Origin of the sequence: Nocardia flavorosea (genome assembly GCF_015477805.1) — a bacterium.
Classification (GTDB): domain Bacteria; phylum Actinomycetota; class Actinomycetes; order Mycobacteriales; family Mycobacteriaceae; genus Nocardia; species Nocardia flavorosea_A.
This window is the reverse complement of the sequence record NZ_JADLQL010000001.1, coordinates 131,816-145,690: the sequence shown is the minus strand read 5'-3', so window position 1 is coordinate 145,690 and position 13,875 is coordinate 131,816. Positions and strand designations below refer to the sequence as shown.

Here is a 13,875-nt window from a genome sequence, read left to right as displayed (position 1 = left end):
TCAGGTCCCGCGAACCGAAGGACGTCCATGTCCGATAAATCTCCCCGTGGCGGTGCCACCAAGAAACCCGGAAAAACGCTGAAGGAAAAGCGGGCGGAGAAGAAAGCCAAAGCTGTCGCGAAATCCGATGTCGAGTCCACCTTCGACCCCAAGCGCCGCTGACGGCAGCGGCGATCAGCACACTCGGAAACGGACTACCCAGCGGTATCTTTCGCCTACCGCGGCGGGCCCCGGCCGGACGGAGCCGAAGCGGGACCCGGCCTCACTCGCGCCTCGGGTCCCCCCCTCGACAGGCGCTGCCGTGCGTATGACACACTGGTTCACCGAGACTGCGCTAATCGAAGTGATCTGCGCGGCTCGTCTACAGGAATGAAGTAACAAAGCATGGCGCAAGGCAGCGTGAAATGGTTCAACGGCGAGAAGGGCTTCGGCTTCATCGCCCAAGACGGAGGCGGCCCTGACGTCTTCGTGCATTACTCGGCCATCGGGGGCTCGGGTTTCAAAACCCTCGAAGAGGGTCAGCGGGTGGAGTTCGAGATCGGCCAGGGCCAGAAGGGTCCGCAGGCTCAGGACGTCCGCACGATCTGATTCCGTGTGAATCGTCAGGCTCCGCATCCCACGGATGCGGAGCCTTTCTCGTTCGATCAGGTCTGTTCGGCACCCTCGTCGACGGGCATGGTGTGCAGCACCCACTGCGCCTTACCGCTGTTCTTGGCGTGATACAGCCCGGTATCGGCGGCGTCCAGCAGAGCTTCTGCCTGCCCACCCTCGACCGTTGTCACCACCGCACCGATACTGGCCGACACGTGGAGCCGGTGCCCGCCGGTGTGGACCGGATCGGACAGGGCGCCGAGCAACCGCTCCGCTACCTCGGTCATCCGGTCGTCGTCGACGGGTGGCGGTACGAGTGCGACGAATTCGTCGCCGCCGATCCGCGCGACCAGGCAATCGAACTCCGCAACACTGTCGCGCAACCGGTGCGCGACAGCGGTGAGAACCTTGTCACCGGTGCCGTGTCCGTAGCGGTCGTTGATGTATTTGAACCGGTCCAGGTCCACGAAGCACAACCCGACCCGGTCCCGTGGGCCGGCGTCACGGATCGTCGAATCCAGCCATTCGAGTAGTTGCCGCCGGTTCGGCAGTCCGGTCAGCAGATCATGGCGTGCCTGCTGATGCAGTTCCTCACGCATCCGGTGCTGTTCGGTGACATCTTCGCCGACGGCCAGTAGATAGTCCGGGTGTCCCTCACGGCCCTGGACGAAGGTGATGGAGAACGCAGCCCACCCGTAGCTGCCGTCGGCCCGCCCGATCTGCTGTTCCAGTTTCACGGCGCCCTGTTTATGCGGCACCAACCGCTCGTAGACCATCCGGCGGATACGCTCCCGGTCTTCGGGGTGGGCGAATTCGTAGACCGAGATACCGCGCAGGTCGTCGGCGGGGACACCGATCATTTCCGCGAGCGCCTGGTTGGCGTTGAGCAGAACGCCGTTGGTGTCACCGATCGCGATGGCCACCGCCGCATTGTCGAAAACGACGCGGAAACGCTCATCCATACGCTGGGCGAACTGGCCGGGAGCGTCGGGCGGAGCGAACAGCATCTGCCGGCGGATACCGAAGCCTTCGCCGAGCTTGGCCAGCAGGACCGCCATCCGCCGGGTCGTTTCGGGATCGCCACCCGCACCCGTGAGCGCCCACAGCACCGGGACCGACGCTGCCACCACATCGGAGGCCGGCAGGTCCGCGGCCGCCAGCGCGGCCCCCGCCCGGGCGCCCGCATCGGGGTCGAACGGGGTGGTGGTGAGCGCGTGCGCGAGATCGTGCACCAACCAGCCCAGCAGGTGATCGATACTCGGATCGGAGGGGCCGGAGCCACTGGTCGCATGGAGGGCCGCAGACCACTCTCGCACCAGTTCGCTGTGCTCCGGCTCCATCGCACCCCTTCGTCGCTCTGCCCGCCACCGCGCCGATCGCAGCCATGGATCGTCCGCCTACCGAGAGGAGGAGTGGCTACCTTTGATGATCACCATCATCGCTCATCGACCGGCCTCAGGCCCGCCGGGGGTGGTTCTCCGAGAAAATGCCGGCGCCCGTGTACCGGGTCGTGGCCAGCTGCCAGACCCAGCTCGCCTGGACACAACCCGCGAGGTCGGCGAGGTGCGCACGCAGTTGCGCGGCGAGATCCGTATCGGCAAGACCCGGTTCACGGCACCGATCCGCCAGCGCGTCGTGACGCCGGCGGAATTCGGTGATCCGGTCGCGTACCACGGTGCCCGCCGCGCGGACCGCATCGGTCAAGGTCGCACCGGGCGTGTTCAGCAGGCAGACCGGAATGAGGTTGAAATCCGACCGGTCCGCAATGCACTCCTTTTCGAAGGAGAAGATATCGTTCATCAAGGCACCGATTTCCGCAGTGAGCACACGTAATCGATGGAGGTCCGCAGCCACCCCGGCCCGCGCCAGCCGTTCCCCGTCCAGGTAGCTGTCGCGGCCGAACTCGCACAGCGCGATGGCCGGGTACATACCCGATACCTGCGCGCGTAGATCGATGTACTCCGCGACGGTCAGCAGATCACCACGAGCCCGGGCGTTCTGATCCCGGATGGCGGTCCGCAGATGTTCCACAGTCGAGGCGAGGAATTCGTCCAGCCACCGTGGCTGCGACAACTCCTCGATACGCGACAGGAAATCGACCGTCGCCGCTTCGACCCGCGACGGATTGTCGGGCGCTGCACGGCTTTCCAGTAGGATGCACAACCGGTCGAGTCCACTGCGAGCCCGCCGCTGCTCGGTTTCGGATAGGTGGCCGTACTTCTCCCGGCCCACGGTGTCGTTGAGCCAGAAAAGGATTGCGTTGAACAATCCGATCACGGTCAACCGCTGCGCGCTGACCGGCCCCGGATGCAGGTAGGGCGTCATGCTGTTGTAATGCGCGCCACCGGGTTCCAGCCAGATACCCTGCGCCCGGCAGTACCGTTCCACGTCGTCACAGGCCTGCGCACCGAATTCGCTGGGGCGGAACTGCGCGCAGTACTCTGCGATATCGCAGTCCGGTGTGCTGAACAGTTCGCGTAACGACCACGGCTCGCCGGTGTGTACCCAGACTTCGTATTGTGCTCGCATATCGTCGATCTCACGTTCGACCGCCGCTGTGTACCGAGAAGCCATGACGACTCTCCTCCCGCATATTCCGAACCCTCTCAGTGTGGTGCACCGGTGAGTCACTGTCACCCGGTGCCGGGGCACCCCGAGGTAGCGGCCTCGCGGCGGGCGCGGTACACACGGCTAACGATTTGAATGCGATGAGTACGAGCAGCACCGCGTCACTCGCCAACGAGACACGTTCCCACTGAGCGGTTCGTATGCGCCGCAACCCGGACGGCCGGCGCCGCGACCGATCCGCGGCTCGGCGCTTCCGCGTCCCGGCCCCGGTCAGCCGCGGACCGGTGTCAGCAGTTTCTTGAGCGGGATACTGCTGTCGGACAACATGTTCGGCCCCGGCCGATCCCCGCGGCCCAATGCCGCACGCAGCGCCACGAAGTCCGCGGGCGCGTTCAGGCATTCCGCGGCGACCAAGGTGTCGCCGGTGAAGTACAGCGCGACCCGGCGGCGCGGTTTGTCCGGATCGGTGCGGACCACGACCGTGCAGTGATCGCCGGTCAGGCCCACGATCTGGAGTTTCTGGTCGCCCTGATCCGACCAGAACCACGGTGCGGCCGAGGCCGCAGCGGTACTCCCCGCCAGTACCGCTGCCGCTACCTCGGCCTGAGTGGTGGCATTGTCCACCGATTCCAGCCGGTAGTGACGGCCGGTGGTGGGCGACACTCGGGTAGTGCAGTCGCCGATGGCGAGCGTCCACCCGTCGGAAGCCAGGCACCGGTCGTCGACCACCACGCCGCCCGCACAATGCAGGCCGAGCTGGGTGGCGAGTTCGATACGCGGCTCGGCCCCGATCCCGACCAGTACGGTTGCGGCCGGGATCACTCGGCCGTCGGTCAATCTGACCCCGCAGAGCTCTTCGTCCGCGGCCACGATCGCTGCAGGCTGCGCGCCCAGCACGATATCGGTGCCCATTGCCCGGTGCGCCGCGAGCAATGCTGCCGCAGTGGTCTCCCCCACCGCGCGCCCCAGCAGCCGTGTCCCGGCTTCGATCACGGTCACCTCCGCGCCCAGGGTCCGCGCTGTGGCGGCGACTTCGAGGCCGACGAATCCGCCACCGATCACCACGATCGGGCCGTTACGGATCCGATCTGCCAGTACGGAGGCGTGGTCGAGGTCGCGTAAGCACACGACATCGGGATGGGCGGACCCGGGAAGATCGAGGGCCCGGGCTCGGGCGCCGGTGGCCAGAACCAACCGGTCGAACTCCCTCCTCTGCAGGCCGCCTACGTCGGCGAACTCGATCCGGACACCCGCCGGCGTGCGAGCCACCCGTTCGACCCGCGCGCCGGTGAGCAGTTCGATCTCGTTGCCGGCGTAGTGCGCCGGATCGCGGAGCAGCAGCGATTCACTGGTCGTCTCGCCCTTCAACCATCCCTTGGACAGCGGCGGCCGCTGATACGGCAGCCGCGGTTCGTGTGAGATGAGGGTGATCGCACCGTCGTAGCCGGTATCGCGTAGGCGGTCCGCGAAATGGACGGCGGCGTGCGAGGCGCCCACCACCACGACGCTGCGCGGTGACGGTGCGGCGCCCGGCACGGTTTCCGTTTCTGTCACCGCTCAGACCTGTTCATCGGGGACAGTGACGTGTAGATCCACCCCATCGGCCAGTGTCAGCTGACAGGACAGCCGGGAGTTGTCCTCGCGGTCGGAGGCGGTGCATTCGAGCATATCGTCCTCGTCCTCGGTGGGGTCGGCGAAGTTGCCCAGTTCGCCGGGTTCGACGTACACGTGGCAGGTCGCGCACGACAGCGTGCCACCGCACTGTCCGACAATGCCTTTCACACCGTTCTTCACGGCGGTCGACATCACGGAGTCGCCCACGGCGCCGTCGATCACCTTCACCTCGCCGTCGGGCTGGGTGTAGAAAACTTTCGGCATCGCAGGCTCCTACCAGGACACGGGCAGCTCGGTGACCGCCTGCGTCAGATTGTCCATATCGATAACGGCCTCACCCTCCAGCCGCAGGTTCGGCAGGCGTTTGAACAGTTCGGCAAGACCGACCTGCATCTCCATCCGCGCCAGCGGCGCCCCGAGGCAATGGTGCAGCCCGTAGCTCAGGGTGAGGTGCGAATTGCTTTCCCGCCGGATATCGAACACGCCGTCGTTGTCGATGGCCACGCCGTCGTGGTTGACCGCGGCCGGATCGACCAGCACCGCCTCGCCTTTGGCGATGGTGTGCCCGTCGATCACCACATCCTCGGTCGCCACGAAAGGCACCAGTCCACCGCCGCCGGCGATATCCCCGTCCACGGCCATCCGGCCGTGCCGCAGGACCTCCTCCACCGTCGTCGGCGCCAGACCGTCGGGGTCGGCGCGGAAGAGCTCGAGCTGATCGGGGTTGCTCAGCAGCGAATGCACGCCGGCGCAGATGAAGTTCGCCGTGTTGTCGAATCCGCCGATGATCAGAACCAGGGCGATCGGCAGGATTTCGCCGTCGGTGAGGCTGTCGTCCTTGTCGCGGGCATTGGCCAGATCGCTGAGCAGATCCTCGCGCGGTTCCTTACGGCGTTCCTCGATCAGACCCATCATGTACACGACCAGTTCGGTCATGTTGGCCACGACTTCTTCCTCGGGCATATTCGCCACCGCGAGCGTCGAAGAACTCCACTTCTGGAACTTCGGCCGGTCCTCGGGCGGGACGCCGAGCAGATTGGCCAGCATCTGGATCGGCAGCGCCACCGCATAGTCGTGCACCAGATTCGTCGGCGCGCCTTTGGCGACCATCTCGTCGATGAGGTGGTTGGCGAATTCCACCGCCGAATCACGCATCGCCTTGACCCGTTTCGGGGAGATCGAGCGCTGCACCAGCTTCCGCAGTTTGGTGTGATGCGGCGGGTCCTCGAACTGCAGGGTGGTTTTCAGGAAATCGGGAAACTCGACGAAATACGGCACCACCCGTTCGCCGGTCCGGAACGGTTCGCGGACGAACCGCCCGTCGCTCAACATCTCGCGTGCCGCGGCATTGCGGTGGATCACCCAGACGTCACCGCCGAACGGCATGGTCATCTTGGTCATCGGCCGGTCGGCGGCGATGGCGTGATAGCGGTCCAGCGCCTCGTCCGGCGATACCGGCGGGAACGGGTATTCGGTGCTCACGGCATTACCGGCCGTCTCGGTTGTACTCATCGGCTCACTCCAAATAGGGGCTGTGGGAAGTGGTTCAGGAGGCCGGCAGCTGCGCGGGAGCGACCAGCTGCGGAATCGCTTCCGGGGTGATCGCCATGATCGTGTCGAACCGGTCGGCCACGGATTCGACGGTGAGACTCGGATCGTGGATGCCGACGGTGTTGACCAGGGCCAGCCGGTTCACGATGCCGCCCGCCACGTTGAACACTTCGCCGGTGACCTCGCAGGACGGATGCACCAGATAGGCGACGACGGGCGCGACATGCTCGGGCAGCAGTGCCGTGCGCATGTACTCCATGACCTCCGGGGACAAGGTGTCCGCGGCGGCCTCGGCCATCCGGGTGCCGGCGCCGGGCGCGATCGCGTTCACCTTGATCCCCGCCGCCAGGCCCTCGAGCGCGAGGTTGCGGGTCAGGCCGAACAGCGCCCCCTTGGACCCGCCGTAGTGCGACATCCCCGGATTGCCGAGCATCGCCTGGGAAATGGTGTTCACGATCCGCGGCGCCTCGGCCCGCAACAGATGCGGCCAGGCGGCTCGGATGACCCGCAGGGAACCGAAGTAGTGGACGTCGAGATGCCGCTGGTACTCCTCGTCCGGTACCTCGGCGAACGGCGCCGCCCGGACGATCCCGGCGTTGTTGACGACAGAGGTCAGCCCGCCGAAGGAACCGACCGCCGCATCGACCAGCGCACGGGCACCGTCTTCGGTGGACACGTCACCGGTGCAGGCGACCGCTCTGCCGCCGGCAGCGGTGATCTCCGCGACGACCTCCGCGGCCGGGTTGTCGCCGTCGACGCCGGAGCCGTCGATCCGGGCACCCAGATCGCCGACCACGACCGACGCTCCGCGCGAAGCCAGCAGGACGGCGTGGGCGCGGCCGATACCGCGGCCGGCGCCGGTAACGATGACGACGCGGTCGGAGAAGTCCAGTGTTGCCATGATTTCCTCGGAATTTCTGTGGGTTGCGAACAGGTCAGGGGCGGGTGGCGCCACCGGAGTGGTCGATATCGGCCGTCCAGATGGTGCCCTGGGCTTCCCGCGCCGACTTCTCGAAGTCGAAGACCTCGAATCCGACAGTGATGTAGAGGGTTTTGCGGTCCGGGCCACCGAGCAGACAGGCCGAGGCGATACCGTCCTCCAGTGGCAGCGACACCGCGTGGGTGAGTCCCTGGTCGGTGAAACGCGCGACGTGGCCGCCGCCCGGCATGGCCGCCCAGACACCGCCGTCGGAGTCGAGGCCGATCCCGTCGGGCATGAACGGACAGGTGGCGAATTCCCGTGCGTTCGACAGGGTGCCGTCCGCGGCTCGATCCATCACCGTGATCTTGGAGGCCATCACTTCGGCGGTGTAGACCTTCGTGCCGTCTTCGCTGATGGCGATACCGTTGGCGCACATCAGCGGGTCGACCTTGTCCGGTGTCGAGACCGTACCGTCCGGGTCCACCACGATCAGCGGGGAGACCACCGGCTCTTCGCCTTTGAACAGATCGAAACCGAGCTGGGTGATGTAGGCCCGGCCGTCGGCGTCGACGACCATATCGTTGGCGGCGGCCAGCGTGTACGGCGAGATATCGGCGTACACGGCGAGGTCGTCCGGCGCACCACCGCCGTGTACCAGCACCAGCTTCTCGTGCATCGATACCACGATGAGCCGTCCGTCCGGCAGCCAGCCGAATCCACCCAGCACGATCGGCACGTCGGTGGCGGCGGCGCGTCCGGTCGCATCCACGACAACGGTCGCGTTGCCGTCGGCATCGAGTGTTTTCAGCGTTCCGGTGTACATATCGGAGAACCAGAAGGCGCCCTCGTGCCACCGCGGGCACTCCGGCCAGGAGTAGCCCGAGGAGATTCGGTGGGCTCCCCGAGTCGGGGCGCCGGCCGCGGCGACGGCGGCGGCTACGTTTTCGACAGGGTTGGTCATGATGCGGGCCTTCCGGGTGAAGAGTTCGCCGGGCCGGCGCGTCCCCCCACGGCAGTGGGCTGGTCGGGTCGGGCCCGGATAACGGTCGGGTCGTAACTACAGGTGGTCCGGCCGGAGCGAGCGGGCTTCCGGGTGGACCGCCCGGGCCCGGTGCGACCGGGCGGTTCGACGGTTCACCACTTCCCGCGACGGGCGGTTGCGGCGATGTGCGCGGTCCGGCGAACAGAGTCGCCATCGTCGGTGAACTGCGTCACAAGCGCGTGGCATGACAGGACGATAGGGTCTGCGCGAGGGGCCGATCGGCGGCCTCCCATTCAGCGGGAGCACTCGTCTTCCGGGATGGGCAAAACCCCAGTTCAAACGCCATTCGAGCCGGTTTCCACCGCACCCGCGCCCCGGCGACCGATACCCTCAGCGCGCAACCGGGAACACGGCCGGCACATCATCTGCGGAATGGCCGCCGAATACAACGGTCCGGAGTCCACCGTCGGTCCACCGCTGCGTCCGATGCTGCGTAAGCGGCTGCGGCTGGAGGGTTTCGTCGTCTACGACCACTACCCGGAGTACGAAATTTTCCGGTCCGAGATGCAGCAGCTGCGGCGCAGTGGGTCGGTGCGGTATCGCTACGAAACCCTGCACGGTCTGCGTGCGGCCCCCGAGGGACTGATCCGCCTGCTGACCGGGCGCAACCGGGGAAAGATGATCGTCGATCTCACCGGCGCGAAGTGATCTCGAGCGTCTTCTCCAGTGCCACCGTGGTGGTCCTGGAGAAGAGGATTGCAGCGCTCCCGAGCCTGCCGGCGTCCGAGGCTCGTCGGCTACTCTCCGGACCGGGCACCGCCGAGGTACAGCCGTTCACAGGGTATGCGCGGCACACCCGAGGTCGGCGCCGCGAAGAACTCGATGGCGCCGCACCACCGCTGCCGCTTCCAGTCGGCGACCAGATTGCCGACTCCTGCTACCGCGATCAGGTATTCGAAAGCGCGCCCGGACAACCAGATCCGTACGTGTACGTCCGCGGTGTATTCGGGTCTCACCGCACCGGCGCCGCATCGGACAGCGGCGTCCTTCTCGTTGTCGGTTGTGATCACGACTATCCATCCTTCTGCACTCACCGAGTGTCCGGCTGCGCACGGAATGCGTCTCGAGGTTCCGGTCCCGCCACGACGTCGGCTCTGGGCAACGCCGACCATGAGCCGCGTCACAAGATGGCATACCAGCAGGCCGGGCACCGGACCCCTCCCATTCAGCGGCACAGCGATAACAGGGTTCCACTCAGCGGTGGAATATCTTGTGAGGGCCGCGGCCGGGCTCGATGCTGAGACGATGCCACCGAACCGCCCTCTCTGCCCCTGCCCGCAGCAACAGGGCTCCGGCCGATGGTGAGCATCCGGCAGCACGGTGTGCGGCCCGCAACGGCAGTTGCCACTGCTGCCCGCGGCGGAACCGGGATCGTCGTGGTTCTCGCTGCCTGCGGGAATCTGATGGCGCTGCAGCAGACGATGGCCCTGCCCCTGCTACCTGCTCTGCCGTCCCTGCTGGGCACCTCCGCGAGTAACGCGTCATGGCTGGTGACCGCGACGCTGGTGACGGGGGCGGCCGTCACACCGCTCATCGGACGCCTCGCGGATATTTTCGGCAAGAAGCTGCTGATCGTGCTGACGCTGACATTCGTGATCGCCGCGTCGGTCCTCGGCGCGCTCAGTGACGCCTTGATTCCACTGATCATCGCCCGCGCTGTCCAAGGATGCGGCCTGGCGCTGATTCCCGTCGCCATGGCGACGATGCGCGATGTGCTACCACCGCACCGGGTACCCGGCGGGGTGGCGACCATGAGTGCTTCGATGGCCATCGGCGCCGCCGCGGGACTACCCCTTTCCGGCCTGATAGTCACGTTCCTGGACTGGCATTGGATCTTCTGGGCGGTAGCGCTGGCCGGGTCGGTCCTGATGCTGGTTGTCGCGAAGGTCGTCCCGCCGTCACCGCCCCGGCCACGCGAAAGGTTCGATTTCCTCGGCGCTGTCGTGCTCGCCGGTGCGCTCACCACCCTGCTGCTACCACTGTCGAAGGGCGGTCAGTGGGGTTGGACCGATCCCGGGACACTGCTCCTGACCGGTACGAGCCTGCTCCTGTTCGCGACGTGGGTGCCGCTGCAACTCCGTTCCGGGACACCTCTGGTGGATCTGCGCGTGGCAGCACGGCCACCGCTGCTGCTGGTGAACCTCTGCGCGCTGCTCGTCGGCTTCGCACTGTTCAGCAATATCCTGCTCACCACGCAGTTGCTGCAGCTCCCCACCGAGACGGGGTACGGCGCGGGAATGAGCGTACTGGAGGCAGGATTCTGGCTCATGCCCATCGCGCTCGTCGGAATAGTCACGGCACCGGTCGCGGCGCGCGCCATCGCCCGCTTCGGCCCACAACCGGTTCTGCTGCTGGCAGCGATCGAACTGGCTGTCGCGTTCACGCTCCGCGTACCCTTCAGCCGGGAACCGTGGCAGATGCTGGGCGGCGCCGTTGTCGTCGGGGTCGGCCTGTCACTCACCATCGCCACCGTCCCCACCCTGATCATGACGTCGGTCCCGATGTCCCGGTCGGCTTCGGCCACCAGTATCAGCGCTCTGCTCCAGTCGGTGGGTACCTCCACGGCCAGCGCCACCATGGCTGCCGCGACCGGCACCTGGACCATCACGATCGGCGGCGGACACTATCCCGGCGAGACGGCCTTCTCCACCATGTTCTGGATAGCGGCCGCGACCACCGCAACCGCTGCGGTCCTCGCCGGCCTGCTCCTCGCAGGCCGGCGCACCCAGCGAACGGTTACCAGTCCTGCCAGGGAATGATCGTCCGTAGCGGACTGTCGAACAACGTCTCCCCGGCGACCGGCCGCGACGCGAGGTCGTCCCGGGCAGCGAGTTCGCGCTCCGCCTCCGTCACCGAACGAGTCACCTCAGCCGGGTCGTCGTCCAGGTACAACAGGCGAATACGGACCGAACCCGGCGCGAACTCACGGTTTCCGGCACCGAGCGGCAGGCTGGGATGCTTCTGCATCGAATGCAGCGAGAAGGTCCACGCGCCCGCCACTCCCGGGCATTCGAGCAGCGCGGGGATTCCGACGCGATCGTCCCAGCGGAACTGTTCGTGGACGTCGGCTCCGTGTGGTTCCGCGAAATGGGTGACGGTGAGATGCAACCCGCGATTGGGCCGGAAGGGCAGTGCGTCCGCCGAGACCCCGATACGCGGTGCCGCATATCCCTTCACCGGTGTGAAGAAGCCGAGCAGCGGCCGCTCGACGCCCGGCAGTTGCGGCCCCCGGCCCCACTGGAACGAATCCTCGCCCAGTTTGGTCCATGCCACGACGCTCTCCTCATAAGGCGGGCGAAACCAGTACATCGCCACATAGTCGATCTCGGCGAGCTCCGGCGACGATGACCGGTCCAGTGCGGCGTACTCGGCCGGCCTGGCCCACCGATCACCGAAGGCGACGCCCGGTAGCAGCAGGTTCTCCGGACGGTGGTCGAGCTGATGCCATTCGTTGTATTCGCGGTGCACGCTGGGATCGGTGAGATCGATGAACGAGAAGAACGCGTGTTCGGAGAACATATAGCCTGCCGATCCCTTCGGTGGACAATTTCCAGTGGTTTCCGGTGGCCGGCACCGGAAGTGACGTTGCGCGCCGTCGGTGGCCGGCGGACGCCACTGCGCGATACGCCACCGATCTCGATCATCGCCCTGGGAGCGCAAAACGGCAGGTGGACTTTCCACTGAATGGGCATTCCGATCGGGCACCGGACGGCGGGACCGGTTCGGTGTGCGGGCAAGCGCACCCCTACGCCCGTTTCCTTCCGGTATCGGCCCTTCTCCCGCTGAACGGAACATGCTCTGGCCCCGAATGGTGACCGGTGGCGTAATGCTCTCAGCTCTCGCGGAGTGATCCGAGACGCCGCCACACGGCAATTCGCCCCGTCCCTGCGCTCCGGGCGTCCGGCGCGATCGACCCACTGACCAGGACGACAGCGCACGATCTGCGGCATTGCCCGCTCCACCATGACAAAGGAGTCATTCCTTGCGAATCAGAGACCGTATGACATCCGCTCTGGGCGTGGTGGCCGCCGCGGCACTGCTGCTCACGGCGTGCGCCGGCGTCGCCACCGTGCAACGTCAGCCGGCCGGTGCCCCCCGGCACGGCGGGACGGTGACGCTGGCCTGGAATACCGAATCCCAGTCCGTGGATCCGGTGACCTGCGCTGTCGGCATCGGGCTCGGCCCCTGCCAGGCGATCTACGGAGCTCTGCTCTATTACGACGCCGATACCCGCGAAGTGATTCCGGGCATGGCGGAATCGTTCACCAGCGAAGACGGCAAACACTGGACCCTGAAACTCCGCCCGGGCGTGACCTTCACCGACGGCACGCCGTTCGACGCCGCCGCGGTGGCCTTCAACTGGGAACGGGCACTGGATCCGAGCAAGCTCTCCCCCAGCCGGGCCGCTGCGAAGACCATGACCTGGAAGGTCGTCGACGCATCGACCTTGGCCGTTACCTCCGCGGAGGTCAACCACCAGCTTCCGTATCAACTCACCGAATCACTGGCATTCGTCGGCTCGCCGACCGCCATCGAACGCAAAGGCGCGGATTTCGCTACCGCCCCGGTGGGTGCCGGACCGTTCGTTTTCGTCTCCTGGGCCCGCGGCACCGAGCTGGTCCTCGAACGAAACCCCGGCTACTGGGACAGTCCGCGGCCGTATCTGGACCGATTCGTCTACAAAACGATTCCCGCCGACGATCAGCGCTACAACGCATTACAGGCCGACGAAGTGGATGTCATGGTGGTGGTCAGCGACAGATATGCCGACCGCGCCCGGGAAGCCGGTATGGAGGTCGTCGACGCGACGCTGCTCGGCGGGAACGGGGTTCGCCTCAGCAGCCAGGGCACCCTGGCCGATCCCGATCTGCGTACCGCTATCGGGAAGCTGATAGACAACGATCAGATCCTGGCAGCGGCCTTCCCGGGCGACGAGGGCGCCGACTACTTCATGCCCGAGGGGCATCCGCTCTTCGACGAGGCAGCGAAGTGGCCGGAGAAGGACGTCGCCGGCGCTAAACAGCTCGTGGACCGTTACCGTGCCCGCCACGGCGGCGAGAAGGTCGTGCTGTCGTATATCACCACTGCCGGCAGCCCGGTCCTGACCCGGGTGGCCGAGGTCCTGCAGGCTCAACTGCAGCAGGCGGACGGCCTCGAGATCGTCATCGAACCACTGGACGGCGCCGGTTACGCCACCGCGCTGGTTTCCGGCAACTACGATCTGATCCTTTCCTCGCTCGGCACCGCGCACCCCGAGAACCTGTACCGGATCTTCCATACGAAAGGTTCCGGTAACTCGGCGAAGTATTCGAACCCGATCGTGGACCGGGCGCTGGAGCTGACACATACCTCCGCAGACCCCGCCGTCGTCGACGACGCCTACCGGACCGCGATCCGGGAACTCGTGGACACCACCGCCTACCGGTATTGGCGGCCGTCGAAAACGAGCCTGCTGCTGCGCCCGGAGGTCTACGGCGTCGAAGTGGCGTACCAGTACTGGATGCGCCCAGAAACGGCGTGGATACAGGAGTGAGGTCCGATATGAAGAACTCGAGCGCCTACCCGGCACGGTCCCGGGGGGCAGATC

Annotated in this window: 14 protein-coding genes; 5 read left to right on the top strand and 9 right to left on the bottom strand. The window is 66.4% G+C overall.

The window, feature by feature from the left end:
* Nucleotides 1-27: 27 nt before the first annotated feature.
* Nucleotides 28-162: a hypothetical protein gene (locus IU448_RS29300; protein ID WP_267466982.1), complete on the top strand. Its 135-nt coding sequence runs from the start codon at nt 28-30 to the stop codon at nt 160-162.
* Between the two features lie 222 nt (nt 163-384).
* Nucleotides 385-588: a cold-shock protein gene (locus IU448_RS00685; protein ID WP_195053545.1), complete on the top strand. Its 204-nt coding sequence runs from the start codon at nt 385-387 to the stop codon at nt 586-588.
* A 56-nt stretch (nt 589-644) separates the two neighbouring features.
* Here the strand turns inward: IU448_RS00685 and IU448_RS00680 are convergent, their stop codons facing one another.
* The 7 genes from IU448_RS00680 to IU448_RS00650 form a co-directional block, all read right to left on the bottom strand.
* Nucleotides 645-1,931 carry a sensor domain-containing diguanylate cyclase gene (locus tag IU448_RS00680; RefSeq protein ID WP_195053544.1) on the bottom strand — a complete coding sequence of 429 codons (1,287 nt, stop codon included), beginning with the start codon at nt 1,929-1,931 and terminating at the stop codon, nt 645-647.
* A 115-nt stretch (nt 1,932-2,046) separates the two neighbouring features.
* Nucleotides 2,047-3,165: a terpene synthase family protein gene (locus IU448_RS00675; RefSeq protein WP_195053543.1), complete on the bottom strand. Its 1,119-nt coding sequence runs from the start codon at nt 3,163-3,165 to the stop codon at nt 2,047-2,049.
* A 264-nt stretch (nt 3,166-3,429) separates the two neighbouring features.
* On the bottom strand, nt 3,430-4,713 hold the full coding sequence (locus IU448_RS28650; protein WP_195053542.1) for an NAD(P)/FAD-dependent oxidoreductase: 1,284 nt from the start codon (nt 4,711-4,713) through the stop codon (nt 3,430-3,432).
* Nucleotides 4,714-4,716: 3 nt separating this feature from the next.
* Nucleotides 4,717-5,037, bottom strand: coding sequence for a 2Fe-2S iron-sulfur cluster-binding protein (locus IU448_RS00665; protein WP_195053541.1), 321 nt, complete (start codon nt 5,035-5,037; stop codon nt 4,717-4,719).
* Nucleotides 5,038-5,046: 9 nt separating this feature from the next.
* The gene (locus IU448_RS00660; protein WP_195053540.1) at nt 5,047-6,285 is read right to left on the bottom strand and encodes a cytochrome P450; all 1,239 of its coding nucleotides are present in this window, start codon (nt 6,283-6,285) and stop codon (nt 5,047-5,049) included.
* Between the two features lie 34 nt (nt 6,286-6,319).
* Complete coding sequence (locus IU448_RS00655) at nt 6,320-7,225, bottom strand: SDR family NAD(P)-dependent oxidoreductase (protein ID WP_195053539.1); 906 nt, start codon at nt 7,223-7,225, stop codon at nt 6,320-6,322.
* A gap of 34 nt (nt 7,226-7,259) precedes the next feature.
* Nucleotides 7,260-8,207, bottom strand: coding sequence for an SMP-30/gluconolactonase/LRE family protein (locus IU448_RS00650; protein WP_195053538.1), 948 nt, complete (start codon nt 8,205-8,207; stop codon nt 7,260-7,262).
* 453 nt (nt 8,208-8,660) lie between these two features.
* Between IU448_RS00650 and IU448_RS00645 the strand changes: the two genes are divergently transcribed.
* On the top strand, nt 8,661-8,936 hold the full coding sequence (locus tag IU448_RS00645) for a hypothetical protein (protein WP_195053537.1): 276 nt from the start codon (nt 8,661-8,663) through the stop codon (nt 8,934-8,936).
* Between the two features lie 89 nt (nt 8,937-9,025).
* Here the strand turns inward: IU448_RS00645 and IU448_RS00640 are convergent, their stop codons facing one another.
* The gene (locus IU448_RS00640; protein WP_195053536.1) at nt 9,026-9,298 is read right to left on the bottom strand and encodes a hypothetical protein; all 273 of its coding nucleotides are present in this window, start codon (nt 9,296-9,298) and stop codon (nt 9,026-9,028) included.
* A gap of 288 nt (nt 9,299-9,586) precedes the next feature.
* Here IU448_RS00640 and IU448_RS00635 point away from each other — a divergent pair, with 288 nt between their 5' ends.
* A complete protein-coding gene (locus IU448_RS00635; protein WP_195053535.1) occupies nt 9,587-11,047 on the top strand; it encodes an MFS transporter in 1,461 nt (486 codons plus the stop codon).
* Here IU448_RS00635 and IU448_RS00630 read toward each other — a convergent pair.
* Nucleotides 11,025-11,807: a hypothetical protein gene (locus IU448_RS00630; protein ID WP_195053534.1), complete on the bottom strand. Its 783-nt coding sequence runs from the start codon at nt 11,805-11,807 to the stop codon at nt 11,025-11,027. The two genes, IU448_RS00635 and IU448_RS00630, sit on opposite strands and share 23 nt — an antisense overlap.
* A 481-nt stretch (nt 11,808-12,288) precedes the next feature.
* Between IU448_RS00630 and IU448_RS00625 the strand changes: the two genes are divergently transcribed.
* Nucleotides 12,289-13,821, top strand: a complete 1,533-nt coding sequence (locus IU448_RS00625) for an ABC transporter substrate-binding protein (protein WP_195053533.1) — start codon at nt 12,289-12,291, stop codon at nt 13,819-13,821.
* The last annotated feature ends 54 nt before the right edge of the window (nt 13,822-13,875 follow it).